The following is a 25,561-nucleotide window of genomic DNA, read 5'->3' as shown; positions in this document are numbered from 1 at the left end:
ACTCGAAGCGCACGCCGTCCCAGACCCAGGTCTGGCCGGTGGCGCAGGGGGTGTGGCGCGCGGCCAGCCCGAGCAAGGGATGGCCGTCAGCCAGCGAACTGGACACCTCGTCCACCGGCAGCGCCGCCAGCAGCGCCTTCGCGCCGCCGACGTGGTCGAGGTCGCGGTGGCTCAGCACCAGCCGGTCGATGCGCCGCTCGCCGCGGGCGCGCAGCAGCGGCAGCAGCACCCGCTGCCCGGCATCGCTGTCGCGGGCGTACTGCGGGCCGGCGTCGTAGACCAGCAGGTGATGGCGCGTGCGCACCAGCACCGCCGTGCCTTGCCCGACGTCGAGCGCCAGCAGTTCGTAGTGGCCCACGGCGGGCCGCTGCGGCAGCATCGTCAGGAACGGCAGGATCAGCGGCACGACGAGCAGCCGCAGCCGCCACGGCAACGGCATCACCAGCAGCGCGCCGCCGAGCAGCGCGGCCGCCTGCGCCCAGGCCGGCGCCACGGGCACCTGCCACACCGCCAGCGGCACGGCGCTCAGCACTTCGAGCAGCCACACCAGCGGCTGCAGCAACCCCGCGGCCAGCGTCCACAGCGCCGGGGCGATGGCGCCGAGCAGCGCCAGCGGCGTCACCGCCAGCGTGATCAGCGGGATGGCGACGAGGTTGGCGACGAAGCCGACCAGCGAGACCTGCTGGAAGAAGACCAGCGTCAGCGGGGCCAGGCCCAGGGTCGCGACCAGTTGCGTGCGCAAGCCGCCGCGTGCCGCCGCGGCCAGGCGCTGCAGACGCGAACCGTCCTGCGTGCGCGCGGCTCGTTCGGTGTCGTGCACGGGTTCCGAGGCCGTCAGCAATCCCACCGCCGCGAACGACAGCCAGAAGCCCGGCTGCAGCAGCGCCCACGGGTCGACCACCGTGACGACCAGCGCCGCCAGCCCCAGCACCAGCGGCCAGGGCCAGCGCAACCCGACGCTGCGCAGCACCACCACCGTGGCCAGCATCCACACCGTGCGCTGCGCCGGCACCGCCCAGCCGGCGACAACGGCGTAGCCCAGCGCAACGAGCAGCCCGCCCCAGCGGGCCGCCTGCGGCGCCGGCAGGCGGTGCATCGCGGCCGGCGAGCGCCGCCACAGCCAGCCGATGGCGGCCGCGGCGAGCCAGGCCAGCATGGTGATGTGGACGCCGCTGATCGCCATGAGGTGCGACAGGCCGGTGATGCGGAACAACTCCCAGTCCTCGCGGCCGATGGCCGACTGGTCACCCACCGACAGCGCGGCGATCACGCCGGCGGCGCGCGGATCGGCCACGCGCGCGGCGATCGCGTCGCGCAAACGCTGGCGCAGCCGCTCGACGGGATAGGCCGCACCCTCCTCCACCAGCTGCGGCGGTGCGTCGCGCACATAGCCGGTGGCACGCACGCCCTGCTCGAACAGCATCAGCTCGAGGTCGAAGCCGTGCGGGTTGAGGGTGCCGTGCGGCTGGCGCAACCGCACGTTGAAGGTCCAGCGCTGGCCGGCACGCAGTTCGCGCTGCGGCTGCGAGAGCGTCGCGTCCTCGTGGAAGCCGCTGTACCAGCCCAGCGAGATCAGTCGTGGCACGGCCACCGGCTCGCCGGCCAGCGTGGCCTGCTCGACCTCGAAGCGGAAGCGCAGCCCGTTCGGCCCGGCCTGCGGCAGGCTGGCCACGATGCCGACGAGGCGCACGTCGCGGCCTTCCGCCTCGGCGGGCAGCGCTTCGGCCAGCCGCTGCGAGGCCCGCCAGCCGGTGCTGCCGAAGCCGAGCAGCGCCAGGCCGAGCAATACCATCACGAAGCCTCGCCGCCACCGCCAGCCAGCCATCGCGAGCAGAACGCCGAGCGCGGCCAGGCTGAGGTACTGCGAATCGCCCCACAACGCGCGCTGCTGCAACTGCAAGGCCACGCCCGCCGGCGCGGCGAGCAACACCGCGAGCCAGCCGGCAGCGCTGGCCGGTAATCCTCCTCCCATGGGCGCAGTGTAGGATTCGCGCCCTCTTCCCTCGCCACACGCCCCATCATGTCGAACGCCAACGTCTACGACCGCCTCGCCGAACTCGGCATCACGCTGCCGCCGGTGGCGGTGCCCGCCGCCGCCTACGTGCCCTTCGTGCGCACCGGCAACCTGATCTTCATCTCCGGCCACATCGCCAAGCGCGACGGCAAGCCCTGGGTCGGCCAGCTCGGCGCGACCATGGACACCGCCACCGGCGCGCAGGCCGCACGCGCCATCGCCATCGACCTGATGGGCACGCTGCACGCCGCGGTCGGTGACCTGAACAAGGTCGAGCGCATCGTCAAGGTGATGAGCCTGGTCAACAGCACCGGCAGCTTCACCGAGCAGCACCTGGTCACCAACGGCTGTTCCGAACTGCTCGGCCAGGTCTTCGGCGAGAAGGGCGCGCATGCGCGCAGCGCCTTCGGCGTGGCACAGATCCCGCTGGGTGCCTGCGTCGAGATCGAACTGATCGCGCAGGTCGCCTGAGCGCGATGAAGCTCACGTCGCGAAGCGTCCTGGTCGCGCTGGCGCTGCTGTGCATCGCGGCCGTCGGCGCCGCGCTGGTCAGCCAGCATGTGTTCGAGATGCAGCCCTGCCCCTGGTGCATCCTGCAGCGGGTGATCTTCGTGCTGATCGCCCTGCTGCTGCTGCTCGGTGCCTTCCTGCCCGGCCGCATCGCCTTCGTCGGCCTCGCGGTGCTGTCCGCGCTGGCCGGCATCGCCGCGGCGTTGTACCAGCACTTCGTCGCCGCCAAGTCGAGCTCGTGCAACCTCACGCTGGCCGACAAGATCGTCAGCGGCATCGGCCTGGACAAGCTGCTGCCGCCGGTGTTCGAGGTGCGTGCGAGTTGCGCCGACGCGGCGGTCGACCTGCTGCATCTACCCTACGAGTTCTGGAGCCTGGGGCTGTACGTGGTGCTCGTGGTGGCGGCCGTCTGGGCGCTGCGCCTGCGCTGAGCGGCTCTGGCGCAGTGCCGATCAGCCCCCCGGCACCACCCGCTGCGCCTTCAGCCCCTCGACCGCCTTGCCCTTGCGCGCCCGCTTGCCGGCATAGACAGCCAAGGCCGCGCCCTTGAGGATCTCCTCGCGCGGCTTGCCGCCCCGCAGCGCAATACCGCTGACCAGCAGCGACTGCGTGAAGGCCGCGACGCTGACCAGCGCATCCTTCGCATCGAGGTCGATCAGCGTCAGCCCGCGCCCGCCATTGGGCTGCAGCTTCAGTTCGTCGATGCCGAAGGTCAGCAGCCGGCCCGACAGCGACAGGCAGGCCACCTGCGTCGCCCCGTCGGCGATCGCCGGCGGCAGCGGCTTCTCGTCCGCCTCCAGGCTCATGAAACTCTTGCCGCCCTTCTGCTTCGCCACCAGATCCGACAGCCGGGCCATCAGGCCGAAGCCGCCGGTGCCGGCCAGCAGCAGCGTCTGCGTGCCCGCGCCGGCGATGTAGTGCGCCGGCTGCGTGCCGCTCTCCAGCTCGATCAGCGTGGTGATCGGCTGGCCGTCGCCACGCCCGCCGGGCAGGCCGGCCACCGCCGTCGAATAGACACGGCCGTTGCTGCCGACCACGATCAATGGGTCGACCGTGCGGCACGGGAAGGCGCCGTAGAGTGAATCGCCGGCCTTGAAGGCGAGCGTCGCCGGGTCGATCTCGTGGCCCTTGAGTGCACGCACCCAGCCCTTCAGGCTGACCACCACGGTCACCGGCTCGTCGATCACCCTGACTTCGGCGACCGCACGGCGCTCTTCCTGGATCAGCGTGCGGCGATCGTCGCCGTGCTGCTTCGCGTCGGCCTCGATCTCCTTGATCACCGTGCGCTTCAGGCTGGCCGGGCTGTTGAGGATGTCCTCCAGCTTGCCCTGCTCGGTGCGCAGTTCCTTCAGCTCCTGCTCGATCTTGATCGCTTCGAGCCGCGCCAGCTGGCGCAGCCGGATGTCGAGGATGTCCTCGGCCTGGCGCTCGCTGAGGCGGAAGCGCTCCATCAGCGCCGGCTTGGGCTCGTCGGCGTTGCGGATGATGCGGATCACCTCGTCGATGTTCAGCAGCACCAGCTGCCGGCCTTCGAGGATGTGGATGCGGTCCAGCACCTTGCTCAGCCGGTGCTGCGTGCGCCGCTGCACCGTGGCCTGGCGGAAGGCCAGCCACTCGACGAGCATCTGGCGCAGGCTCTTCTGCGTCGGCCGGCCGTCGGCGCCGATCATCGTCAGGTTGATCGGCGACGAGCTCTCCAGGCTGGTGTGCGCCAGCAGCACGTTGATCAGCTCCTGCTGCTCGACGGTGCGCGTCTTCGGCTCGAACACCAGCCGCACCGGCGCGTCCTTGCTCGACTCGTCGCGCACCGCGTCGAGCACGGCCAGCACGGTGGTCTTGATCTGCGTCTGCTCGGTCGACAGCGTCTTCTTGCCGGCCTTGACCTTGGGGTTGGTCAGCTCCTCGATTTCCTCGAGCACCTTCTGCGAGCTGGCGCCCGGCGGCAGTTCGGTGACGACGAGCTGCCACTGGCCGCGCGCCAGGTCCTCGATCTTCCAGCGCGCGCGCAGCTTCAGGCTGCCGCGGCCGCTGGCGTAGGCGGCGCGGATGTCGTCGGCGCTGCTGATGATCTGGCCGCCGCCGGGGAAGTCCGGCCCGGGGATCAGCGCGGCGAGCGCGTCGTCGGACAGCTTGTCGTCCTTCAGCAGCGCCACCGCGGCGGCCGCCACCTCGCGCAGGTTGTGGCTAGGCACCTCGGTGGCCAGGCCGACGGCGATGCCGCTGGCGCCGTTGAGCAGCACGAAGGGCAGCCGCGCCGGCAGCAGCCGCGGCTCCTGCGTCGAGCCGTCGTAGTTGGGGATGAAGTCGACCGTGCCTTCGTCGATCTCGTCGAGCAGCAGGCGCGAGATCGGCGCCAGCCGCGCCTCGGTGTAGCGCATCGCCGCGGCGCCGTCGCCGTCGCGGCTGCCGAAGTTGCCCTGGCCGTCGATCAGCGGGTAGCGCTGGCTGAAGTCCTGCGCCATGCGCACCAGGGCGTCGTAGGCGGCCTGGTCGCCGTGCGGGTGGAAGCGGCCAAGCACATCACCGACCACACGCGCGCTCTTCACGGCCTTCGGCCCCGCGGCCGTCGTGAAGGCCAGGCCCATGCGCTCCATCGCGTAGAGGATGCGGCGCTGCACCGGCTTCTGGCCGTCGCAGACGTCGGGCAGCGCGCGGCCCTTGACGACGCTCAGGGCGTACTCGAGATAGGCCTGCTCGGCGTAGAGCGACAGCGCGATGGCGTCACCCTCGGCCGGCGGCGGGGGATCGAAGAGGTCATTCATGGAGGGCGGCATTCTCGCCCAAACGCGGGGTCAGCCCTGAGACGGCGGCGCACGGCGCTTCGCTACCATGCGCGCCAAGCCGTACCCGCAGGGAGACCCATGCTGTCCGACATCGAGATCGCGCAGGCCGCGCGTCTGAAGCCCATCCACGCCATTCGCGAGGCGCTGGGTGTTCCCGAGGAGGCGCTCGACCCGCGCGGCCGCCACATCGGCAAGGTCGCCCAGCCCTGGCTGGACACCCTGGCCGACCGCCCCGACGGCAAGCTGGTGCTGGTGACCGCGATCTCGCCGACGCCGGCCGGCGAAGGCAAGACCACCACCACCGTGGGCCTGGGCGATGCGCTCAACCGCATCGGCAAGCGGGCCGTCGTCTGCCTGCGCGAGCCTTCGCTCGGGCCGGTGTTCGGCATGAAGGGCGGCGCCGCCGGCGGCGGCTACGCGCAGGTGGTGCCGATGGAGCAGATCAACCTGCACTTCACCGGCGACTTCGCCGCCATCGCGCTGGCGCACAACCTGCTGTCGGCAATGATCGACAACCACATCCACCACGGCAATGCGCTGGGCTTCGACCTGCGCCGCATCAGCTGGAAGCGGGTGATGGACATGAACGACCGCGCGCTGCGCGACAACGTCATCGGCCTGGGCGGCCCCGGCAACGGCATGCCGCGCGAGAGTGGCTTCGACATCGTCGTCGCCTCGGAGATCATGGCCATCCTGTGCCTGGCCACGAGTCTGTCGGATCTGAAGGAGCGCTTGGCGCGCATCGTCGTTGGCGAGACCGCCGAGCGCCGCCCGATCACCTGCGCGCAGCTCAAGGCACAGGGTGCGATGGCCGCGCTGCTGAAGGACGCCATCTCGCCCAACCTCGTGCAGACGCTGGAGAACAACCCGGCCTTCGTGCATGGCGGCCCGTTCGCCAACATCGCCCACGGCTGCAACACCGCGATCGCCACGCGCGCCGCGCTCAAGCTTGGTGACTACGTGGTGACCGAAGCCGGCTTCGGCGCCGACCTGGGGGCCGAGAAGTTCATCGACATCAAGTGCCGCAAGACCGGCCTGCGCCCCTCGGCCGCCGTGCTGGTGGCCACGGCACGCGCGCTCAAGTACCACGGCGGCATGGCGGTGGCCGATGTCTCGAAGGAAGACGTGGCCGCGCTGGAACGCGGCCTGCCCAACCTGGAGCGCCACCTTCGCAACGTGCAGGAGGTCTACGGCCTGCCCTGCGTGGTGGCGATCAACCACCGCTCGCACGACACGCCGGCGGAGATCGAGCTGCTGATGAGCCGCGTCGAGGCGCTCGGTGGCAAGGCGGTGGTCGCGAAGCACTGGGCCGAGGGGGGCGCCGGCGCGGAGGCGCTTGCACGCGAGGTGGTCGCGGCCTGCGAGAAGCCGAACCGCTTCCGCTTCGTCTATGAAGACACGATGCCGCTGTGGCAGAAGGTCGAGGCGATCGCGACGAAGGTCTACGGCGCGGCCAGCGTCACCGCCTCGGCAGCAGTGAAAGAACGCATCGAGCGGCTGCAGGCCGACGGCTACGGCCACTTCCCGGTGTGTATCGCCAAGACGCAGATGAGCTTCTCGACCAACGCCGCGCTGCGCGGCGCACCCAGCGGCCATGTGCTCGACATCCGCGAGGTGCGCCTGGCCGCCGGCGCCGAGTTCGTCGTGATGGTCTGCGGCGACATCATGACCATGCCGGGCCTGCCCAAGGTGCCGGCGGCGGAGCTGATCGACATCGATGGCCAGGGAAGGATCAGCGGCCTGTCCTGATCACTTCGGGAATCGCTCCCGAAGCTTGAGCTTCCAGAACTTGCCGGTCGAGGTGCGCGGCACCGCGGCTATCGTCTCGTAGCGGTCGGGCAGTTGCCACTTCGCGAAGCCATGCGCCTGCAGGTGCGCGGCGAACTCGTCGGGGCTGGCGCTGCGCCCCGGCTTGAAGGCGACGCAGGCCAGCGGCCGCTCGCTCCACTTCGGATCGGGGATCGCGATCACCGCCGCCTCGGCCACCGCCGGATGCGCCATCAGCGCGTTCTCCAGGTCCACCGAACTGATCCACTCGCCGCCGGACTTGATCAGGTCCTTGGTGCGGTCGGTGATGCGCACGAAGGCGAGTTGATCCATCGTCGCCACGTCGCCGGTTCGCAGCCAGCCGTCGGGCGTGAACTTGTCTTCGCTGACCGGCACCTCGTGGTACGAGCCGGTGATGAAGGGGCCACGCACCTGGATCTCGCCCATGGTGCTGCCGTCGTGCGGCGCGTCGCTACCCTCCTTAGTACGGATGCGCACGTCGACCAGCGGCACCGGCACGCCGGCCATCGCGGCGCGGCGGTAGCGTTCGTCGGCACTGACCGCGCCGAGCTCGGCACGCGGGTAGGAGACGGTCGCCAGCGGCGAGGTCTCGGTCATGCCCCACCCCTGCAGCAGCCAGACGCCGTGCTTGTCGAAGGCACGGATCAGCGACTCCGGCACCGCCGCGCCGCCGACCAGCGAGCGCATGCCCTGCGGCAGTGTCCAGCGGCCCGGCTGCTCGGCGAGCGAGCGTTCGTAGGCCTGGATCAGGCCGAGCCAGATGGTCGGCACGCCGAGCGAGATCGTCGGCGGCTCGAGCTGCATCAGGTCGAGCAGGTCGTCGGGGTGCAGGTGCGGCCCGGGGAAGACCAGCTTCACGCCCATCATCACCGCCGCGTAAGGGATGCCCCAGCTGTTGGCGTGGAACATCGGCGTGACCGGCATCAGCACGTCGGTGCCCTTGAGGCCCCAGAAGTCGGCCAGGCAGCCGACCAGCGTGTGCAGGATGGTCGAGCGGTGCGAGTAGACGACACCCTTCGGCCGCCCGGTGGTGCCCGACGTGTAGCACATCGCCACCGGGTCGTTCTCGTCGTGCGGCGGGTAGACGAAACCGTCGGCGTCGGCCTCGGCGAGCAGCGTCTCGTAGTCGTCGAAGCCTTCCGGCACCGGCGCGCCGGAGAACGGAAACACGATCACGCGCTCGAAGCGGTGCAGTTCGGCGAACTGCCGGTACAGCGGCAGCAGCACGTCGTCGACGATCAGGAAGCGGTCCTTCGCGTCGCCGGCGATCCAGCCGATCTCGGCCGGCGCCAGGCGCAGGTTCAGCGTGTGCATCACGCCGCCCGCGGCCGGGATGCCGAAGTAGGCCTCCAGGTGCGCGTGGTGGTTCCAGCACAGCGTGGCGACACGTTCGCCCTTCTTCAATCCGAGGCTCGTCAACGCCGCGGCCAGCGCGCGCGTGCGGCGGTGGTATTCGGCGTAGGAGTGCCGGCGCAGCGACTTGTCCGGCAGCCGCGACACGATGCCGCCGCCGCCGAAGATCTGCCCCGCGCGCTCCAGCAGGTGGTTGAGCGAGAGCGGCACATCCATCATCGTCGAGCGCATGGGCTGTCTCCGGTCGTCGTTGTGATCTTCGTCAGCGCGCCGGCTGCATCCGCATCCCGGTGGCGCGGCGCGAGTGGCTGTCCTGCAGCAGTGCCCAGTACAGCTCGAGTACCAGTTGCACATGCGCGCGTGTCTCCTCGATCGGCGGCAGCTTGCTGCCGTGGCGGCGCACCCTGCCCTCGCCGGCGTTCCACGCGGCCAGCGCCACGTCGATGCTGCCGAAGCGGCGGATCAGGTCGGCAAGCACCCGGGCGCCGGTGTGCACATTGATGCGTGGATCGAGCAGCCGCGTGGCCGCGCTCTGCCGACGTTCGACCGCGCCCGCATAGCGGTCGGCCGTGACGGGCATGATCTGCATCAGCCCCACGGCCCCGCGCGGCGACACCGCCTTCGCATTGAAGCCCGACTCGACGGTGATGACTGCCTTGAGCAGTTCCTCGTCGACACCGTGTTCGCTGGCCGCCTCGCGCAGGATCGGTCCGAGCGCCTTCACCTCGGGCGCGATCTCCAGCCACTGCAGCAGGCCGTCGGTGCGGTCGGACTTGCCGGGCACGGCTTCGGCGCCGCTGCCGCCCGGCGCGTCGCCGAGCACACGACGGTAGCGGGAGTCGAGCTGCGTCGGCGCCACGTGCATGACACCGGCGGCGTCGACGAAGGCCCACACGTCGGCACGCGCCACCCCGCCGAGGCTGGCGGCCACAAGCAGGCCCGCCAGCGCGCCTCTCACGCGACCCCCTGCTCCCGTGACCTGACCAGCGCCGCATGCTCGTGCTCGAGCAGCGACATGACGATCAGCGAGTCGTAGCCGTCACCGCTGCGCACGCTCTCGCGCAGCCGGCCCTCCTCGACGAAGCCTTCGCTGCGGTACAGCGCCTGCGCGCGCTCGTTCTTCGATTTCACGTCGAGCCAGAATCGGTGCGCGCCGAGATCGCGGAAAGCCATCTGCGCCAGCAGCCGCACGCAGGCGCGGCCCAGGCCCTGGCCCTTGGTCTGCAGCACGATGCGCTTGAGCTCCACCGAGCGATGCGGGTTGCGGCAGCCCTGCAGGATGACGAAGCCGGCGCGCTCATAGGCCGGCCCGGCTTCGACGATGAAGTGGCGGAAGTCGGGGAAACGCACCGCGCCTTCGTGCTGCGTGCGCTCCCAGGGTGTGATGAACGGCAGATTCGCCGCGTCCTGTTCGACCGAGATGACGAAGTCGAGGTCCGACAGCATCGTCGGTCGCAGGCGCAGGTTCACACGTCGACTTCCACGTCGTCGCCGCGCAGTTCCATCAGCTCACGCCGTGCCTGCGCCTCGCCCTTGCCCATCAGCTTGGTGAGCGCGTCCACCGTCGCGGCGAAGCCGTGCGCGCCGAAGCTGACCTGCAGCAGCCGGCGCGTGTCGGGGTTCAGCGTGGTGTCCCACAGCTGCTCGGCGTTCATCTCGCCCAGGCCCTTGAAGCGGCTGATCGACCAGCTGTTCTCGCGTGCGCCTTCCTTGCGCAGCTTGTCGAGCGCCGCCGTCATCTCGCCCTCGTCGAGCGCGTAGATCTTCGCCGCCGGCTTCTTGCCGCGCGCCGGCGCGTCGACGCGGAACAGCGGCGGCTTGGCCACGTACACATGGCCGCGCTCGATCAGCTTGGGGAAGTGGCGGAAGAACAGCGTGAGCAGCAGCACCTGGATGTGCGAGCCGTCGACGTCGGCATCGCTGAGGATGCAGACCTTGCCGTAGCGCAGGCCGCTGAAGTCGGGCTCGTCCTCCGGCCCGTGCGGGTCGACGCCGATCGCCACCGCGATGTCGTGGATCTCGTTGTTGGCGAACAGGCGGTCGCGTTCGACCTCCCAGGCATTGAGCACCTTGCCGCGCAGCGGCAGGATGGCCTGCGTCTCCTTGTTGCGGCCCATCTTCGCGCTGCCGCCGGCCGAGTCACCCTCGACGAGAAACAGCTCGTTGAGCATCAGGTCGCGGCTCTCGCAGTCGGTCAGCTTGCCGGGCAGCACCGCCACGCCGGAGCCCTTGCGCTTCTCGACCTTCTGGCTGGCGCGCTGGCGTGTCTGCGCCTGCTTGATGACCAGCTCGGCGAGCTTCCTGCCCAGGTCGACATGCTGGTTCAGCCACAGCTCGAGCGCCGGCTTGACGTAGGTCGACACCAGGCGCAGCGCATCGCGCGAGTTCAGCCGTTCCTTGATCTGGCCCTGGAACTGCGGGTCCAGCACCTTGGCCGAGAGCACGAAGCTGGCGCGCGAGAACACGTCTTCCGGCATCAGCTTGACGCCCTTGGGCAGCAGCGAGTGCAGGTCGATGAAACCCTTGATCGCGCCGAACAGCCCGTCCTTCAGGCCCGACTCGTGCGTGCCGCCGGCCGGCGTCGGGATCAGGTTGACGTAGCTCTCGCGCATGACGTTGCCGTCGTCGGTGAAGGCCACGCACCAGGCCGCGCCCTCGCCCTCGGCGAAGTTCTCGGTCTCGCCGCCGTCGGCGTAGTGCTCGCCCTCGAACAGCGGGATGATCGGGTCGGCCGGCAGCGTCTGCATCAGGTAGTCGCGCAGGCCGCCCTTGTACAGCCAGGTCTGCTTCTCACCCGACTTCTCGATCGTCAGCGAGACGCTCACGCCCGGCATCAGCACCGCCTTGCTGCGCAGCAGGTGGGTCAGCTCCGCCTTCGGCAGGTCGGCGCTCTCGAAGTATTTCGCGTCGGGCCAGGCGCGCACCGTGGTGCCGCACTTGCGGTCGCCGCTGGCGATCTTGCGGATCTTCAGCGGCTCGATCACGTCACCGCCGGAGAAGGTGAGCGTCGCCACCTGGCCCTCGCGCCAGACCGTCACCTCGAGCCGCTTCGACAAGGCATTGGTCACGCTGACACCCACGCCGTGCAGGCCGCCGGAGAAGCTGTAGGCACCGCCGGAGCCCTTGTCGAACTTGCCGCCGGCATGCAGCCGCGTGTAGACGATCTCGACCACCGGCACCTGCTCTTCCGGGTGCAGGCCGAAGGGAATGCCGCGGCCGTCGTCCTCTACGCTGACCGAGCCGTCGGCATGCAGCGTCACGTCGATGCGCTGGCCCTGCCCGGCCAGCGCCTCGTCGGCCGCGTTGTCGATCACCTCCTGGACGATGTGCAGCGGGTTGTCGGTGCGGGTGTACATGCCCGGCCGCTGCTTGACGGGCTCCAGGCCCTTGAGGACGCGGATCGACGCTTCGCCGTAGCTGCCGGGGGTCTTGCTCTTGGTTGCCATGGCGGCGGATTCTAGGCGTCGGGCCAGCCCCGACGCCCCCGCCTCCAGGCTAGCGCACCGCCGAGAAGTTGTACTCGCCGAGCTCGTCGAACACCGAGTTGTTGACCATCACCGTGCCGGCCATGTACAGCGGCTGGCCCACGACATCGTCCGACACGCTGCCGGTGAAGGTGCGCACGGTCAGCCCGGTGCTCAGGTTCTTGTGGTGGAAGTGGATGCGCCCGCTGCCCGGGCAGTACCAGCCGCGCACCGGTGCGATGCCCAGGGTGCCGTTGATGACGCGGCAGGTCGCCGCGCCGGGCGCACCCGGCCCGCCCTGGGTGACGATGACGAGCTGTTCGCTGTCGCGGTTGATCTGCACCGTCCAGGTCGTTCCGGCGAGGTTGGCCGGCCGCGCCGCGAAGGCGTCGCCGTGGGCGAGCGCCGCCACCACGAGCGCGGCGTGCATCAGGGTTGCAAGTGTCTTCATGCGGATCTCCGGAAGTGATGTCAGGCCGCCACGACGGCGCTCGAGTAGGTGCCCTTCACCGTGGCGAGCGGGTCGCTGTGGGCGAGCAGGATGTGGTCGAGGTTGGCATCCCAGGCCTCCAGCGACGCCTTGACCAGCGTCTTGGCGGCCTGGGCCGCGCCCGGCGCCTTCAGCGTGTAGGGGCTGCCCGGCGAGAGCTGCGAGCCGCCGTGCGCCGCGATCGTGGCGAGTTCGGCACCGACGAACTCGCTCACGAAGGGCGCGATGGCGCCGCTGTCCTTCACGGTCGCGCCGTTCTGGCCCTTCACCCGCAGGGTGACGCCGGTCAGGTTCAACGGGCCGGTGTTGGTGACCTTGACGCGAAAGCTCGCCGTCTCGTTCACGTTCAGTGCGCTGCCGGTCAGCACGACGTCGACGATCTCGATCGTCACGTTCGTCTCCGGGTAGGTTTCCAGCGCTGCGTTCATGTCGTCGAAAAAGGCCATGGTGTGCTCCTGGGGTGGGTTCAGGGGCCGCGACTGCGTCCCCCTGTCCACAAGGTAGGCCCTGCGGCCGGCGGGCGCTCCCCACCGCGGTGGGGGTCCGCTGCCGGCCCCTCGGTCCGGGGCCTCAGGCGCTCAGGCGCTCGACGAGCTGGCGCTGGCTGTTGATCTCCAGCCGTGAGTAGATGTCCTTGAAGTACTCCTTCAAGGTGTGCGGGCTGATGTTGAGCTGGCTGGCGATCTGCGCATTCGCCAGCCCCTTCGCGCTGAGCAGCGCGATCTCCTTCTGCCTGGCGGTGAGCGTGGTCGCATTGATCCGCTCGAGCAGGTGGGACTCGAAGGGCACGAGCTGCTCGATCAGGATGCCCAGCCGCGTGGTCGCGCCGGCGCCGCCGCGCAGGCGATAGCCGCGCAGCACGAACTCGCCCCAGCCGTTGTGCCGGACGATCGTCGGCAACCCGCCAGCCTCGTCACCATCCTGCAGCCGCTGCGACAGTTCGCGAGCGACGCAGCGCAGCGCCGCGCGGGCATCGTCGAAGTCGCCGCTGCCGACGCGGGCGTCGAGGTCAATGCGCTCGAGCAGCGCGAACACGGCCAGCCGGTGGGCGGCCTCGGACCACTCGAGCACCTCGCCCTCCTCGCTGCACACCACCAGCGCCGAGCGACCCGCGGACACGAAGCGCGAGGGCCGCATGGCCTGCACCTGCAGCGCATGGGCCAGGTAGGGCAGCACACGCCCGACCAGCGCCTCTTCGTCGGGAGAGAAGTCGGGCTGGTCGCGCCGGCGGATCATCGCAAGCACGCCGTAGGGCCGCTGCGCATCGCGCACGACGCCGTCGAGAAACCACTTGAAGCCGTAGGGCTCGAACACCGCTGCATAGGTGGCGCTGCGTTCGAAGCCGCGCTCCCACCAGGCGCGCAGGTTGCCGGTCGGCGCGCCGAACATCGCCAGCTCGCGGAAGCTCACGCCGGCGTCGGCCTCGTAGCGCCGGTGGTTGAGGATGATCCAGGCGGTTCGGCGCGGCATGAAGGTGTCGCACCAGAAGTTCGTGATGCGCCCCGTCTCGCTGGACCAGGTGAACTGGCAGCAGGCTGCAGGCACCAGCGCGCGCAGCTGCGCCGCGACGATGGGCATCAGCGTGCGGCCGCCCAGGCCCGCGAAGCAGGCCTGCCGGATGGTCGTGATGGCGTGCGTCTGCTTGCCGTTCATGCTCCATGTGTAGACGATGCGCGACCGCTTCGCCTCGCCCGCAAGAGGGTGCGCGACCGGCGCTCTGCCAGCACGTCTCCTGCACGTTGCGAACGATCCGGCGACAATCCCGCGATGACGACGACGACCGCTGCCCCTGCCCGCCTCTCGATGACCCAGGTGCTGGTATGCGGCGCCGCGATCGTCACGCTGTCGATGGGCATCCGCCACGGCTTCGGCCTGTGGCTGCAGCCGATCACCATGGACCGTGGCTGGACGCGCGAGACCTTCGCCTTCGCGCTGGCCGTACAGAACCTCGCCTGGGGCCTGGCGGGCCCGTTCGCCGGCGCGCTGGCCGATCGCTTCGGCGCCTTCAAGGTGCTGATCGTCGGCAGCCTGCTGTACTCGCTCGGCCTGGTGCTGATGGCCGTCTCGACCTCGGGCCTGGCCTTCACCGGCAGCGCCGGCCTGCTGCTGGGCATGGCGCAGTCGGGCACGACCTACGCAGTGGTGTACGGCGTGATCGGCCGCAACGTCGCGCCAGAGAAGCGCAGCTGGGCGATGGGCGTGGCCGCCGCGGCCGGCTCCTTCGGCCAGTTCCTGATGGTGCCGGTGGAGAACTGGCTGATCGGCGGCTTCGGCTGGCAGTCGGCGCTGTTCGTGCTCGGCTGCCTGGCGCTGGCCATCGTGCCGCTGGCCTGGGGCCTGAAGGAGCCCGAGCGTGCGGCCGGATCGGCCGGCCAGCAGAGCGTGGCGGCGGCACTGCGCGAGGCCTTCGCCTACCCGAGCTTCCGCTGGCTGATGGCCGGCTACTTCGTCTGCGGCTTCCAGGTCGTCTTCATCGGCGTGCACATGCCGAGCTACCTGAAGGACCATGGCCTGACGCCGAACGTGGCGACGACTGCGCTGGCGCTCATCGGCCTTTTCAACGTGATCGGCACCTACGCCGCCGGCTCGCTCGGCCAGCGCATGCCGAAGAAGTACATCCTGTCGACGATCTACCTGCTGCGCTCGGCCGCCATCGTGATCTTCCTGGCCGTGCCGCTGACGCCGTGGAGCGTCTACGTCTTCTCCGCGGTGATGGGCGTGCTGTGGTTGTCGACGGTCCCGCCGACCAACGCGATGGTCGCGCAGATCTTCGGCGTGCAGTACCTGTCGATGCTCGGTGGCTTCGTCTTCCTCAGCCACCAGATCGGCAGCTTCCTCGGCGTCTGGCTCGGCGGCAAGTTCTACGACGCCACTGGAAGCTACGACGTGGTCTGGTGGATCGCGGTGGCGCTCGGTGTGTTCGCGGCGCTGGCCAACCTGCCGGTCAAGGAGCGTGCGATCGACCGCGGCCTGCCCGCCGGAGCGGCGGCGGCATGAAGCTGCGCCGCAGCGTCGCCTGGGCCGTGGCCGGCGTGGCACTGCTGCTCGTCTTCGCCGCCTACCTCCAGCCCGACATCGCGATGACACTGGCCAACCAGCTCTGGGCCTGCTTCTGATGCAGACGCATGGCGCCCTCGCGCCGTCACCCTGGGTGCAGCGCTGGTCGGCGCTGGTACCGCACGGGGCGAGCGTGCTTGACGTGGCCTGCGGCTCCGGCCGCCACCTGCGCTGGTTCGCACAGCGCGGCTGCCGCGTCACCGGTGTGGACCGTGATGCCGCCGCGCTGGAACCTCTGCGCGATGCCGGCGAGGTGCTCGTCGCCGACATCGAGAACGGCCCCTGGCCGCTGGCCGGCCGACGCTTCGATGCGGTGGTGGTGACGAACTACCTCTGGCGGCCGCTGCTGCCGACCCTGGTTGCCAGCGTCGCCCCCGGCGGCGTGCTTCTCTACGAGACCTTCGCCGCAGGCAACGAGACCGTCGGCAAGCCCTCGCGCCCGGATTTCCTGCTGCGCCCGGGCGAACTGCTGGGCGCGGCCGTAGGCCTGCGCATCGTCGCCTACGAGGACGGCTTCCTCGGTGGCCCCGACCGCTACGTGCAACGCCTGGCCGCCGTGCGCGAGACCCCGACATCCGCCGTTGCGCCGCGCTATCCCCTGTAGCCCCCGGGCGAGCGCCCCGGCCCGGCTAAAATCACCCGATTCAGAGGACGCCCCATGAAACCCATTGTTGGCAGCATCGTCGCGCTCGTCACCCCGATGCACGATGACGGCAGCGTCGACTACGCCGCGCTGCGCCGGCTGATCGACTGGCACATCGAGCAAGGCACCGACTGCATCGGCGTCGTCGGCACCACCGGCGAGTCGCCGACCGTCTCCGTCGAGGAGCATTGCGAGATCATCCGCGTCTCGGTCGAGCACGCGAAGGGCCGCGTGCCCATCATGGCCGGCACCGGCGGCAACTCCACGCGCGAGGCGATCGAACTCTCGCGCTTCGCCAGGCAGGTCGGCGCCGACTGCACGCTGTCGGTGGTGCCGTACTACAACAAGCCCTCGCAGGAAGGCATCTACCAGCACTACAAGGCGATCGCCGAGGCGGTCGACATCCCGATGGTGCTGTACAACGTCCCCGGCCGCACGGTGGCAGACATGCAGCCCGAGACCGCGCTGCGCTGCGCCGCCCTGCCCGGCGTGATCGGCGTGAAGGAAGCCACCGGCAACATCGAGCGCGCGCAATGGCTGATCAAGCAGGCGCCGAAGAGCTTCGCGATCTACTCCGGCGACGACGGCACCGCGGTCGCCTTGATGCTGCTCGGCGGCCAGGGCAACGTCAGCGTGACTGCCAACGTCGCGCCGAAGCTGATGCACGAGTTGTGCATCGCCGCGGTCGAGGGCCGCGTGCGCGAAGCCACGGCGATCCAGATGCGCCTGCTGGCGCTGCACAAGGCCTTGTTCTGCGAATCCAGCCCGGCACCGACCAAGTGGGCGATGAAGCGCCTCGGCCTGATCGGCGCTGGCCTGCGTCTGCCGATCACCCCGCTGACCGCCGCCGGCGAGCAGCAGGTCGAGCAGGCATTGCGCGACGCTGCGCTGCTGTGACGAGCCGCCCCGGCCGCCCCTCCCCTGCCCCCCGGTGCCGCGCGGCTCTTGCCAGCGCGGCCCTCTCGGAGACGTCTCTCGTGACCCGTGTTCCTGCCCACCTGCCGCTGCGCGGCGCCGCGCTCGCCCTCGGCCTCGGCCTCGCGCTCGCCGGTTGCTCGTCGATCGAGAACTTCGTCGCCGGCGACAAGATCGACTACCGCACCTCCGGCACGAAGACGCCCGGCCTCGAGATCCCGCCCGACCTGACGCAGCTCGCACGCGACTCGCGCTATGCGACGTCCGGCGGCGCGGTCAGCGCCTCGACCTTCCAGGGGGCGGCGTCTGCGCCGGTCGTCACCGCGGTGACGAGCAGCACCGGTGCCGTCGCGCCGTCGCAGATCGGCGACGTTCGCATCGAGCGCCAGGGCAACCAGCGCTGGCTGGTCACGCCGCTGCCGCCCGAGCAGTTGTGGCCGCGCCTGCAGGCCTTCTGGAAGGACAGCGGCTTCTCCCTCGTCGTCGATCAGCCCGCCGCCGGCTTGATGGAAACGGAGTGGAACGAGAACCGCGCCAAGCTGCCGCAGGACATCGTTCGCGGCGCGATCGGCAAGGTGCTGGACTCGTTCTACTCGACCGGTGAGCGCGACAAGTTCCGCACCCGCGTCGAGCGCACCGCGACGGGCAGCGAGGTCTACATCAGCCACCGCGGCGTCGAAGAGGTGTACACGAGCCAGCAGAAGGACAGCACGGTCTGGCAGCCACGGCCCGCCGACCCGCAGCTGGAGGCGACCTTCCTTGCCCGCCTGATGACACGCCTGGGCGTGACGGAAGAGGCAGCCAAGACCGCCGTGGCTGCGGCGCCGGAGCCGACGGCCCGCGCCCGCATCGTGTCGGGCCAGCCGGGCGCGACGCTGCAGGTCGACGACAACTTCGACCGCGCCTGGCGCCGTGTCGGCCTGGCGCTGGACCGCGGCGGCTTCACCGTCGAGGACCGCGACCGCGCCCAGGGCCTGTACTTCGTGCGCTACGTCGATCCGAAGGATGTCGGCAAGGCCGAGAAGGGCTTCCTGGCGCGCCTGTTCGGCTCCGATGCCTCGGCGTCCGGCCCGATTCGCTACCGCATCCTCGTCAAGGCCGAAGGCGAGCGCAGCAACGTCTCGGTGCAGAACACGCAGGGAGCGCCCGAGGCCGGCGAGAACGCCCAGCGCATCGTCTCGCTGCTGCTCGAAGAGCTGAAGTAGACGCAGCCTCGCCGATGCGCTTCTGCAGCCTCGGCAGCGGCAGCGGTGGCAACGCCACTGTCGTCGAAGCCGTCGACGGAGCGCGCGCCCACCGGGTGGCGATCGACTGTGGCTTCTCGCTGCGCGAGTTCGAGACCCGGCTCGCGCGTGCCGGGCTGCAATGCAGCGAGCTCGACGCCATCTTCGTCACCCACGAACACGGCGACCATGTCGGCTGCGCGCTGACCCTCGCGCGCCGCCACGGCATCACGTTGTGGATGAGCCGCGGCACCTGGCGCGCGATCGGCGCTCCCGAAGCCGACGGCCTGCTGCGCTTCGCCCGGGACGGCGAGGCCATCGCGGTGGGCAGCCTGCAGCTCATGCCCTACACCGTTCCGCACGACGCCGCCGAGCCCCTGCAACTGCGCTGCAGCGACGGGGCAGCGCACCTGGGCGTGCTGACCGATGCCGGATCGGCCACGCCGCACCTGCTGGCGCACCTGCACGACTGCGATGCCCTGCTGCTGGAATGCAACCACGACGCCGGAATGCTCGCCGGATCGCGCTACCCGCCCTCGCTGAAGTCACGCATCGGCGGGCCGCTCGGGCACCTGTCGAATGACACGGCGGCGCAGATCCTGGCCGGGTGCCGGATTGACCGCCTGCAGCACCTGGTGGCGGCCCACCTGAGCGAGCAGAACAACCGGCCCGAACTGGCGCGCGCCGCACTCGGTGGCGCCTGCGGCGCCGGGCCCGAAGACATCGTGGTCGCGGATCCGATCACCGGGTTCGACTGGTTGTCGATCCGCTGACCCGGTCACCCAATGCATTGAGCCGCCTCGCGGCGGCCCACCATGCCACCGGCCGCCTCGCAGCGGCCAGCATGCAAAAGGCCGCCTCACGGCGGCCTTTGTGCAGCAATCCAGTGCGGAACCGGATTACTTCTTGACGGCGTCGGCAGCCTTGGCAGCGGCGTCCTTCACGGCGTCGGCAGCCTTGCCAGCGGCCATAGACGCGGCGTCGGCGGTGGCGGCAGCAGCTTCCGAAGCGGCGCCAGCGACAGCGGCGGCAGCGCCCGAAGCGGCGTCAGCGGTGGCGGCGACAGCGGCGGAAGCAGCCTCGGCGACCGGAGCGGTCACGGCGGCGGGAACGGCAGGCGCCTCTTCCTTCTTGCCGCAAGCGGCCAGGGCAAGGGCAGCAACCAGGGAAGCCAGCAGAACGGTCGTCTTCATACTTGTGTCCTCAAATCAAAGAGTCGAACAATTACCGGTAATTGTGGGAACCCTCCGATCGAGCAGAGGCCCATCCATCAGGCCCGGAGTGCTCGAGCACCCCTTGTGACCAGCCTTCGATTATAGCCAGTACTAGGGAAGTCCCTAGAGACCCAGGGTTGTCGCAGGGAACGCCTCCTCGGACCGTTGCAAAACCGCATCAATGGCCTCGCGCCAGTGCACGGCGTCGGCGGTTTCGCGTGACGCCACACCGCGGTAGTTCACGCGATCGTGCAAGCGCACCGAAAGCAGGCCTGGGGCGAGCAGGATGCAGGGCATCTGCCCGGCTTCGAGATCGTTGTTGGTGCGGCAATGCACCACATGCGAGAACTGTCGCCGCCAAGTCACCCAGCGTGCATGGTGCCGGGCGATCTCGTCGAAGCTGCGCGCCACCACCGTGAAGCTGCGGTGCGCGGCGACCCAGTGGGTCAGGTCGTCGACCACTGCGCTCTCGCTGAGCGGCCAGTCGGCGAAATCGTCGTCGATCAGCCAGATCTCGCGGCAGCCCACCAGGGCGGCTTCGGCAAAGGCGCCGCGCACGGCGTTCTGGAAGTCGCTGCGCGACTCGATCATCGCGCGGGTCGGTTCACTCATCGTGCGTCGTCCTCGTCCACTGCGTGCAGCCAGCCTGCACGCGCCCATTGGTCGATCAACTGACTTGCGTCAATTCCCAGCGCTGCGCGCTCGCGCGCGTCGAGCATCCGGCGGTCGGCCAGCCGCCGCATCAGTGTGGCATCGCGCCCACCGGCACGAAATGCCTCGCCGTTGATGAAGACATGCCGCGCATCGTGCAGCATCCGTGTGCGCCGGTCGAGGCGGACACCGGCGCGCGCCGGCGGCGGCACGCCGGCCTGGAACCACACACCCGGCTTCGGTTCGCTGAGCACCTCGCCGAGCGCGAGCTCGAACCCACCCTGCCGCGCCATCCACGCGCGCAGCGCCTCGCGGCCGAAGGCCTGCAGTTCGGCCGGGATGCGTCCGGGCTGCCGCGTCGCCGGTTGCCCTGGGTCGCGGTACAGCCGCCCGCCGGCATCGCCGTCGTCGGCGTCGAGCGCGCGCTGCAGCAGTTCACGTGCGATCTCGCCGGCGCCCGCCGATCGAAAGCCGATCGAGCAGGTCATGCACTCGCCCTCGGCGATGCCATCGTGCGCCCAGCGTGGCGGCAGGTAGAGCATGTCGCCGGGCTGCAGAAGCCACTCCTGTTCGGGCACGAAGTTGGTGAGGATCTTCAGCGGCACGTCAGGCTGCAGTTGCGGGTCCGGCAGGCGGCCGATGCGCCAGCGTCGCGCGCCGTGGATCTGCAGCAGGAACACGTCGTAGGAGTCGAAGTGCGGGCCGACGCCGCCGCCGTCGGTGGCATAGGACACCATCACGTCGTCGAGCCGGGCGTCCGGCGCAAAGCGGAAGCGCTCGAGCATGGCGCGCGCGCTGTCCAGGTGCAGATCCAGCCCCTGCACGAGCAGGCTCCATTGCGGCCGCGACAGCGGTGGCAACGCCCGTCGCGGCAGCGGGCCGTGGCGCAGCGTCCAGTCGCGGCCGTGGCGCACGATCAGGCGAGACTCGACATCCTCGCTGGCAGCGATGCCGAACAGTTCGCTGCGCGACACGAAAGGCTTGTCCATCGGCACCGCCTGGCGCACCAGCAGCGGCTTCTTCTGCCAGTGCCGGCGCATGAACTGCTGCGGCGTGAGGCCGCCCAGCAGTGCGCTCGGCGAGTCGATCTGGATCGGGTTCATGGGGGCGATTGTGCGATCATCGAAGACATGCTGATTTCGTCCCCCTGCGTCGTCACGCTCACCTGGCGACTGCAAGATACCCAAGGCAACCTGATCGACGAGTTGCCCGAGCCGCTCGAGTTCTTCTACGGCGGCGAAGACCTGCTGGAGAAGGTCGAGCAGGCGCTGCACGACCAGACCATCGGCTTCGCCGCGACGCTGCACCTCGAACCCGAGCATGCCTTCGGCGACTACGACCCGGCGCTGGTGTTCTTCGAATCGCGCAAGATCATGCCCGAGGGCGTGGACGTCGGCCTGCAGTTCGACGGCCCGCCACCGGGCTCGACCACGCCGGACATGCCGGCCGACGCGATCTACACCGTCACCGAGGTCTATCCCGAACATGTGGTGCTGGACGGCAACCACCCGCTGGCCGGCATCGCGCTGCGCCTGGACTTGGTGGTTCGCGACGTGCGTGAGGCGACCGAGGAAGAGATCGAGGCCGGCAGCGTCGGCTCGTCGGCCCTCACGGTACTGAACACGGCGCCGCCGGACACGCCGCTGCACTGAGGGAGCACAGCGGCCGCGCCGCGGCGCCGGCCGTCAGTGCTTGCCGGTCGAGCCAAACCCGCCCTCGCCCCGCGTCGACGCGCCGAACTCGTCGACGCGGCGGAACGCAGCCTGCACCACCGGCACGATGACCAGCTGCGCGATACGCTCCATCGGTTGCACCGTGAACTCGGTCTGGCCGCGGTTCCAGCAGCTCACCATCAGCGGGCCCTGGTAGTCGGAATCGATCAGGCCGACCAGGTTGCCCAGCACGATGCCGTGCTTGTGGCCCAGCCCCGAGCGCGGCAGGATCATCGCCGCCAGGCCCGGATCGCCGATGTGGATGGACAGTCCCGTCGGGATCAGCTGCGACTGCCCTGGGGAGAGCACCAGCGGCGCGTCGAGGCAGGCGCGCAGGTCCAGGCCGGCGCTGCCGGGCGTGGCGTAGGCGGGCAACTGCTCGGCCATGCGGGGGTCGAGCACTTTCAGGTCGATGGTGGTCATGTCTTCTCTGCGGCCAGGCGTGCGGCGATCTCGGCGACCAGTGCACGCGCGAGGGAAAGTTTGTCGGCACGCGGCAGTTCGCGGTGGCCCTTAGCGTCGACCAGGGTCAGCGCGTTGTCGTCCTGGCCGAAGGTGGCCGGGCCGAGGTTGCCGACGATCAGCGGCACGTTCTTGCGCACCAGCTTCTCGTGCGCGTGCTTGAGCAGGTCGTGGCTCTCGGCCGCAAAGCCGACGCAATACGGCCGGTCCGGCAGCTTCGCGACGGCAGCGAGGATGTCCGGGTTCTCGGTCAGCTCGAAGCTCGGCGCCACCTTGCCGCCGTTCTTCTTGATCTTGTGGTCGGACAGCGTGGCCGGCCGCCAGTCGGCCACCGCAGCGGTGGCGATGAACACGTCGTGCCGCGGCGCCGCCGGCAGCACCGCATCGAACATCTGCTGCGCGGTGCGCACGTCGATGCGCCGAACGTGGCGCGGCGTGTCCAGGTGCACCGGCCCGGCGACCAGCGTGACCTCGGCGCCCGCATCGGCCGCCGCGCGCGCGATCGCGAAACCCATCTTGCCGCTGGAGAGGTTGGTGATGCCGCGCACCGGGTCGATCGGCTCGAAGGTCGGGCCGGCGGTGATGAGCAGCTTCTTGCCCAGCAGTGCCTTCGGCTGGAAGAAGGCGATCAGCTCGGCCAGCAGTTCCTCGGGCTCGAGCATGCGGCCGTCGCCGATCTCGCCGCAGGCCTGGTCGCCGGCGGCCGGGCCGAGCACGGTCGCGCCGTCGGCGCGCAGCTGCGCGAAGTTGCGCTGCGTGGCCGGGTGCGCCCACATCTCGCGGTTCATCGCCGGCGCCACCAGCAGCGGGCAGCGTTCGATCGGCCGCGCCAGGCACAGCAGGCTCAGCAGGTCGTCGGCGCGGCCATGCAGCAGCCTGGCGATGAAGTCGGCACTGGCCGGCGCCACCAGCACCGCATCGGCCTCGCGCGTCAGGTTGATGTGCGCCATGCTGTTGGGTTGCCGCGGGTCCCACTGGCTGGTGTAGACAGCCCGGTTGGACAGCGCCTGCAGCGTGGTCGCAGTGATGAAGTGCTCCGCCGCCTCGGTCATCACCACCTGCACGGTGGCGCCGGCCTTGACCAGCGCGCGGGTCAGCTCGGCGGCCTTGTAGCAGGCGATGCCGCCCGACAGGCCGAGCACGATGTGGCGGCCGGCGAGCTCGCCCGAGGAGTTCACAACGGCATCCATGCGCGCGACCAGTCCGAGAAGTTGAACAGCACCCGCACGGCCTTGCCGTACACCTGCTCGTGCGGCAGGAAGCCCCAGCTGCGCGAGTCGACCGAATTGTCGCGGTTGTCGCCGAGCATCAGGTACTGGCCCGGCGGCACCACGCAGCGCCATGAGCCGGCACGCGGCTCGCTGCAGTGGTCGGCAATCGATTCCAGCGGCGCGCGGCCTTGCACGAACGGGTTCACCTTGATCGTGTGGCTGCGGCCGGCGACCGTCTCGCGCAGCAGCCACTGGCCTCGGTCTTCTGCGGCCACACCCTCGCCGACGCCTTCGCCGAGCAGTTGCACCTGTGCCGACGCGCCGTTCACGCTGACCACGCCGCTCTCGAAGCGCACCACGTCACCCGGCATGCCGACCAGCCGCTTGACGTAGAACTGCGAGACATCCGGCGGGAAGCGGAACACCACCACGTCGCCGCGCTGCGGCGAGCCGAACTCGATCGCGGTGTTGGTGAAAGGCAGTCGCGGCCCGTAGGCCAGGTGGTTGACCAGCAGATAGTCGCCGACGCGCAGTGTCGGCTCCATCGAGCCCGACGGCACCTTGGGCCAGTCGGCCAGCGCCACGCGGCAGGTGAACATCAGCGCGACGATGACGAACAGCTCGGCGCCGAAATGCACCCACCACGGCTTTCTCGCCGGCACGGCGCCGAGCCGGCGCACACGCAGCCGCCACGCGACCCAGCACGCGCCGGTGGCCAGCGTGGCGAGGAAGAGGATCTCGTTGACGGAGAAGCCGATCTGCATGGGTGAATCGATCGTCGCGGTGACCACCGAGCACATCGGCGGCCGCGCATTATTCATCAGGCACCGGAGCGCCGGCCGAAGCGTGTCGTCGCGCCCCTGCCGGCCTGTCAGAACCGGCCAGCCACCTCGACAAAGCCCGCAACGCTGTGCAAGATGCGGAGCCCCGCCCCGCCCCACCCCACCCGCGCCTACCGACGATGTCCGAACCGCGATTTCTCCAGCTGCACGTGGCAGACGCCGAAGCGCAGCGTGCGGCCGCCTGTGCGGCCCTGCTCGAGCCGCAGGCGCGCATCGCGCCGAAGTACTTCTACGATCGCCTCGGTTCGATGCTGTTCGAGGCCATCACGGCACTGCCCGAGTACTACCCGACGCGCACCGAGGCCGCCATCTTCGCGCACCATGGCGCAGCGATCGCCGAAGCCGTCGGCGCGGCGGGCACGATGATCGACCTCGGCGCGGGCAACTGCGCCAAGGCGGCGGCGCTGTTCGCGCTCTTCGAGCCGGCGCACTACCTCGCGGTCGACATCTCGGTGGATTTCCTGCGCGACGCGCTGCGCCGCCTGCAGCGCGAGCACCCCCGGATCGAGATGGCCGGGCTCGGCATCGACTTCGCCGAGTCGCTCGATCTGCCCGCCGGGCGGGTGCACGGCCGGCCGCTGTTCTTCTACCCCGGCTGGAGCATCGGCAACTTCACGCCCGACGGTGCGCTGGCCTTCCTGCGCCGCGTGCATCGCCATGCGGGCGGCGGCTGCCTGCTGATCGGCGTCGATCTGGTCAAGCCGAAGGCCGTGCTCGAGGCGGCCTACGACGATGCAGTCGGCGTCACCGCAGCCTTCAACCGGAACACGCTGCACCACCTCAACCGGGTCATCGGCAGCGATTTCGACGCTCGGCAATGGCAGCACGTGGCGCTCTACGACGAAGCGGCCTCGCGCATCGAGATGCACCTGCAGGCGCGCAGCCCCGTGCACGTCCGTTGGCCGGCCGGCGAACGCCGATTCGCCGCCGGTGAACGCATCCTGACGGAGTACTCGTACAAGTACCGCCCCGAGCGCTTCGACACCTTGCTGCGCGAAGCAGGCTTCGTGCGAACGCGCTGCTGGCGCGACGAGAGCGACACCTTCGCGGTGTTCGTCGCCCACGCGTGAAGCCGGCCTCGGCCTGCGGGTAACCCGCAGGTTCCGCGGGGAACCGATCATCGCGCCCGAGGCACGAACCTGGGCTACATTGCCCTCCCCGATGATGACTCCTGCCGACCTCTCCGCTTCCGCAGCCTCTGCCACCGCATCGGCCGCCTCCGCGCCCCT

At 70.0% G+C, this 25,561-nt stretch carries 26 protein-coding genes; 11 read left to right on the top strand and 15 right to left on the bottom strand.

Annotation, left to right across the window (positions count from 1 at the left end; genetic code table 11):
- Positions 1–1,972 (bottom strand): DNA internalization-related competence protein ComEC/Rec2 (locus AAG801_RS22965; protein ID WP_341890440.1); only part of this gene is annotated, 1,972 nt, incomplete at its 3' end.
- Between the two features lie 48 nt (positions 1,973–2,020).
- Here AAG801_RS22965 and AAG801_RS22960 point away from each other — a divergent pair.
- Together AAG801_RS22960 and AAG801_RS22955 are read left to right on the top strand one after the other, a co-directional pair.
- On the top strand, positions 2,021–2,485 hold the full coding sequence (locus AAG801_RS22960; protein ID WP_341890439.1) for a RidA family protein: 465 nt from the start codon (positions 2,021–2,023) through the stop codon (positions 2,483–2,485).
- A gap of 5 nt (positions 2,486–2,490) precedes the next feature.
- Positions 2,491–2,955, top strand: a complete 465-nt coding sequence (locus AAG801_RS22955) for a disulfide bond formation protein B (protein ID WP_341890438.1) — start codon at positions 2,491–2,493, stop codon at positions 2,953–2,955.
- A gap of 21 nt (positions 2,956–2,976) precedes the next feature.
- On the opposite strand, the gene parC is transcribed toward AAG801_RS22955, so the two are convergent.
- Positions 2,977–5,286 carry a DNA topoisomerase IV subunit A gene (gene parC, locus AAG801_RS22950; RefSeq protein WP_341890437.1) on the bottom strand — a complete coding sequence of 770 codons (2,310 nt, stop codon included), beginning with the start codon at positions 5,284–5,286 and terminating at the stop codon, positions 2,977–2,979.
- Between the two features lie 99 nt (positions 5,287–5,385).
- On the opposite strand from parC, the gene AAG801_RS22945 reads away from it, so the two are divergent.
- Positions 5,386–7,056 (top strand): formate--tetrahydrofolate ligase, encoded by a 1,671-nt coding sequence (locus tag AAG801_RS22945; protein ID WP_341890436.1) that lies wholly within the window; start codon positions 5,386–5,388, stop codon positions 7,054–7,056.
- Here AAG801_RS22945 and AAG801_RS22940 read toward each other — a convergent pair whose 3' ends face one another.
- From AAG801_RS22940 to AAG801_RS22910, 7 genes are all read right to left on the bottom strand, one after another.
- Positions 7,057–8,679, bottom strand: a complete 1,623-nt coding sequence (locus AAG801_RS22940; protein ID WP_341890435.1) for a long-chain fatty acid--CoA ligase — start codon at positions 8,677–8,679, stop codon at positions 7,057–7,059.
- A gap of 31 nt (positions 8,680–8,710) precedes the next feature.
- On the bottom strand, positions 8,711–9,406 hold the full coding sequence (locus tag AAG801_RS22935; protein WP_341890434.1) for a lytic transglycosylase domain-containing protein: 696 nt from the start codon (positions 9,404–9,406) through the stop codon (positions 8,711–8,713).
- Positions 9,403–9,918 carry a GNAT family protein gene (locus tag AAG801_RS22930; RefSeq protein WP_341890433.1) on the bottom strand — a complete coding sequence of 172 codons (516 nt, stop codon included), beginning with the start codon at positions 9,916–9,918 and terminating at the stop codon, positions 9,403–9,405. The genes AAG801_RS22935 and AAG801_RS22930 overlap by 4 nt, the downstream gene beginning before the upstream one ends.
- On the bottom strand, positions 9,915–11,894 hold the full coding sequence (locus AAG801_RS22925; protein WP_341890432.1) for a DNA topoisomerase IV subunit B: 1,980 nt from the start codon (positions 11,892–11,894) through the stop codon (positions 9,915–9,917). The genes AAG801_RS22930 and AAG801_RS22925 overlap by 4 nt, the downstream gene beginning before the upstream one ends.
- Before the next feature lie 49 nt (positions 11,895–11,943).
- Positions 11,944–12,363: a hypothetical protein gene (locus AAG801_RS22920; protein WP_341890431.1), complete on the bottom strand. Its 420-nt coding sequence runs from the start codon at positions 12,361–12,363 to the stop codon at positions 11,944–11,946.
- 20 nt (positions 12,364–12,383) lie between these two features.
- Entirely contained in the window at positions 12,384–12,848 is a 465-nt protein-coding gene (locus tag AAG801_RS22915; protein WP_341890430.1) for a hypothetical protein, read from the bottom strand.
- Between the two features lie 124 nt (positions 12,849–12,972).
- Positions 12,973–14,055, bottom strand: coding sequence for a helix-turn-helix transcriptional regulator (locus AAG801_RS22910; protein WP_341890429.1), 1,083 nt, complete (start codon positions 14,053–14,055; stop codon positions 12,973–12,975).
- A 114-nt stretch (positions 14,056–14,169) separates the two neighbouring features.
- Here AAG801_RS22910 and AAG801_RS22905 point away from each other — a divergent pair, with 114 nt between their 5' ends.
- From AAG801_RS22905 to AAG801_RS22880, 6 genes are all read left to right on the top strand, one after another.
- Positions 14,170–15,399 (top strand): MFS transporter, encoded by a 1,230-nt coding sequence (locus AAG801_RS22905; RefSeq protein ID WP_341890428.1) that lies wholly within the window; start codon positions 14,170–14,172, stop codon positions 15,397–15,399.
- Complete coding sequence (locus AAG801_RS22900; protein ID WP_341890427.1) at positions 15,396–15,518, top strand: hypothetical protein; 123 nt, start codon at positions 15,396–15,398, stop codon at positions 15,516–15,518. The genes AAG801_RS22905 and AAG801_RS22900 overlap by 4 nt, the downstream gene beginning before the upstream one ends.
- Positions 15,518–16,063, top strand: a complete 546-nt coding sequence (locus tag AAG801_RS22895; RefSeq protein ID WP_341890426.1) for a class I SAM-dependent methyltransferase — start codon at positions 15,518–15,520, stop codon at positions 16,061–16,063. Before AAG801_RS22900 ends, AAG801_RS22895 begins: the two co-directional genes overlap by 1 nt.
- Before the next feature lie 54 nt (positions 16,064–16,117).
- The gene (gene dapA, locus AAG801_RS22890) at positions 16,118–16,999 is read left to right on the top strand and encodes a 4-hydroxy-tetrahydrodipicolinate synthase (RefSeq protein ID WP_341890425.1); all 882 of its coding nucleotides are present in this window, start codon (positions 16,118–16,120) and stop codon (positions 16,997–16,999) included.
- An 80-nt stretch (positions 17,000–17,079) separates the two neighbouring features.
- On the top strand, positions 17,080–18,222 hold the full coding sequence (gene bamC, locus AAG801_RS22885) for an outer membrane protein assembly factor BamC (protein ID WP_341890424.1): 1,143 nt from the start codon (positions 17,080–17,082) through the stop codon (positions 18,220–18,222).
- 14 nt (positions 18,223–18,236) lie between these two features.
- Entirely contained in the window at positions 18,237–19,013 is a 777-nt protein-coding gene (locus tag AAG801_RS22880; RefSeq protein WP_341890423.1) for an MBL fold metallo-hydrolase, read from the top strand.
- Positions 19,014–19,139: 126 nt separating this feature from the next.
- Here the strand turns inward: AAG801_RS22880 and AAG801_RS22875 are convergent, their stop codons facing one another.
- The 3 genes from AAG801_RS22875 to AAG801_RS22865 all read right to left on the bottom strand — a co-directional run bounded on the left by AAG801_RS22875 (position 19,140) and on the right by AAG801_RS22865 (position 21,208).
- Entirely contained in the window at positions 19,140–19,433 is a 294-nt protein-coding gene (locus tag AAG801_RS22875; RefSeq protein ID WP_341890422.1) for a hypothetical protein, read from the bottom strand.
- A 144-nt stretch (positions 19,434–19,577) separates the two neighbouring features.
- Complete coding sequence (locus tag AAG801_RS22870) at positions 19,578–20,045, bottom strand: hypothetical protein (protein WP_341890421.1); 468 nt, start codon at positions 20,043–20,045, stop codon at positions 19,578–19,580.
- A 17-nt stretch (positions 20,046–20,062) separates the two neighbouring features.
- Positions 20,063–21,208, bottom strand: a complete 1,146-nt coding sequence (locus AAG801_RS22865; protein ID WP_341890420.1) for a cupin domain-containing protein — start codon at positions 21,206–21,208, stop codon at positions 20,063–20,065.
- Between the two features lie 27 nt (positions 21,209–21,235).
- Here AAG801_RS22865 and AAG801_RS22860 point away from each other — a divergent pair, with 27 nt between their 5' ends.
- Complete coding sequence (locus tag AAG801_RS22860; protein WP_341890419.1) at positions 21,236–21,757, top strand: peptidylprolyl isomerase; 522 nt, start codon at positions 21,236–21,238, stop codon at positions 21,755–21,757.
- Between the two features lie 33 nt (positions 21,758–21,790).
- Here the strand turns inward: AAG801_RS22860 and dut are convergent, their stop codons facing one another.
- Genes dut through lepB form a run of 3 tightly spaced genes read right to left on the bottom strand, consistent with a single transcriptional unit; the run spans position 21,791 to position 24,254 of the window.
- Positions 21,791–22,240, bottom strand: coding sequence for a dUTP diphosphatase (gene dut, locus AAG801_RS22855; protein ID WP_341890418.1), 450 nt, complete (start codon positions 22,238–22,240; stop codon positions 21,791–21,793).
- Complete coding sequence (gene coaBC, locus AAG801_RS22850) at positions 22,237–23,469, bottom strand: bifunctional phosphopantothenoylcysteine decarboxylase/phosphopantothenate--cysteine ligase CoaBC (protein WP_341890417.1); 1,233 nt, start codon at positions 23,467–23,469, stop codon at positions 22,237–22,239. The genes dut and coaBC overlap by 4 nt, the downstream gene beginning before the upstream one ends.
- Positions 23,454–24,254: a signal peptidase I gene (lepB, locus tag AAG801_RS22845; protein WP_341890416.1), complete on the bottom strand. Its 801-nt coding sequence runs from the start codon at positions 24,252–24,254 to the stop codon at positions 23,454–23,456. The genes coaBC and lepB overlap by 16 nt, the downstream gene beginning before the upstream one ends.
- A 197-nt stretch (positions 24,255–24,451) precedes the next feature.
- On the opposite strand from lepB, the gene egtD reads away from it, so the two are divergent.
- The gene (gene egtD, locus AAG801_RS22840) at positions 24,452–25,402 is read left to right on the top strand and encodes an L-histidine N(alpha)-methyltransferase (protein ID WP_341890415.1); all 951 of its coding nucleotides are present in this window, start codon (positions 24,452–24,454) and stop codon (positions 25,400–25,402) included.
- The last annotated feature ends 159 nt before the right edge of the window (positions 25,403–25,561 follow it).

The sequence above is a fragment of the Variovorax sp. YR752 genome (assembly GCF_943372545.1).
Note: the sequence above shows the minus strand (reverse complement) of the source record. Positions and strands in the feature narration are given on the sequence as shown.

Excerpts from the sequence above, each read along its gene's own strand:
- AAG801_RS22945 (WP_341890436.1), top strand. The coding sequence starts at position 5,386 with ATGCTGTCCGACATCGAGATCGCGCAGGCCGCGCGTCTGAAGCCCATC.
- AAG801_RS22910 (WP_341890429.1), bottom strand. The coding sequence starts at position 14,055 with ATGAACGGCAAGCAGACGCACGCCATCACGACCATCCGGCAGGCCTGC.
- AAG801_RS22915 (WP_341890430.1), bottom strand. The coding sequence starts at position 12,848 with ATGGCCTTTTTCGACGACATGAACGCAGCGCTGGAAACCTACCCGGAG.
- AAG801_RS22925 (WP_341890432.1), bottom strand. The coding sequence starts at position 11,894 with ATGGCAACCAAGAGCAAGACCCCCGGCAGCTACGGCGAAGCGTCGATC.
- AAG801_RS22870 (WP_341890421.1), bottom strand. The coding sequence starts at position 20,045 with ATGATCGAGTCGCGCAGCGACTTCCAGAACGCCGTGCGCGGCGCCTTT.
- dut (WP_341890418.1), bottom strand. The coding sequence starts at position 22,240 with ATGACCACCATCGACCTGAAAGTGCTCGACCCCCGCATGGCCGAGCAG.
- coaBC (WP_341890417.1), bottom strand. The coding sequence starts at position 23,469 with ATGGATGCCGTTGTGAACTCCTCGGGCGAGCTCGCCGGCCGCCACATC.
- AAG801_RS22960 (WP_341890439.1), top strand. The coding sequence starts at position 2,021 with ATGTCGAACGCCAACGTCTACGACCGCCTCGCCGAACTCGGCATCACG.
- AAG801_RS22895 (WP_341890426.1), top strand. The coding sequence starts at position 15,518 with ATGCAGACGCATGGCGCCCTCGCGCCGTCACCCTGGGTGCAGCGCTGG.
- AAG801_RS22940 (WP_341890435.1), bottom strand. The coding sequence starts at position 8,679 with ATGCGCTCGACGATGATGGATGTGCCGCTCTCGCTCAACCACCTGCTG.
- AAG801_RS22905 (WP_341890428.1), top strand. The coding sequence starts at position 14,170 with ATGACGACGACGACCGCTGCCCCTGCCCGCCTCTCGATGACCCAGGTG.
- dapA (WP_341890425.1), top strand. The coding sequence starts at position 16,118 with ATGAAACCCATTGTTGGCAGCATCGTCGCGCTCGTCACCCCGATGCAC.
- AAG801_RS22860 (WP_341890419.1), top strand. The coding sequence starts at position 21,236 with ATGCTGATTTCGTCCCCCTGCGTCGTCACGCTCACCTGGCGACTGCAA.
- AAG801_RS22865 (WP_341890420.1), bottom strand. The coding sequence starts at position 21,208 with ATGAACCCGATCCAGATCGACTCGCCGAGCGCACTGCTGGGCGGCCTC.
- lepB (WP_341890416.1), bottom strand. The coding sequence starts at position 24,254 with ATGCAGATCGGCTTCTCCGTCAACGAGATCCTCTTCCTCGCCACGCTG.
- AAG801_RS22900 (WP_341890427.1), top strand. The coding sequence starts at position 15,396 with ATGAAGCTGCGCCGCAGCGTCGCCTGGGCCGTGGCCGGCGTGGCACTG.
- parC (WP_341890437.1), bottom strand. The coding sequence starts at position 5,286 with ATGAATGACCTCTTCGATCCCCCGCCGCCGGCCGAGGGTGACGCCATC.
- AAG801_RS22880 (WP_341890423.1), top strand. The coding sequence starts at position 18,237 with ATGCGCTTCTGCAGCCTCGGCAGCGGCAGCGGTGGCAACGCCACTGTC.
- egtD (WP_341890415.1), top strand. The coding sequence starts at position 24,452 with ATGTCCGAACCGCGATTTCTCCAGCTGCACGTGGCAGACGCCGAAGCG.
- AAG801_RS22955 (WP_341890438.1), top strand. The coding sequence starts at position 2,491 with ATGAAGCTCACGTCGCGAAGCGTCCTGGTCGCGCTGGCGCTGCTGTGC.
- AAG801_RS22875 (WP_341890422.1), bottom strand. The coding sequence starts at position 19,433 with ATGAAGACGACCGTTCTGCTGGCTTCCCTGGTTGCTGCCCTTGCCCTG.
- AAG801_RS22920 (WP_341890431.1), bottom strand. The coding sequence starts at position 12,363 with ATGAAGACACTTGCAACCCTGATGCACGCCGCGCTCGTGGTGGCGGCG.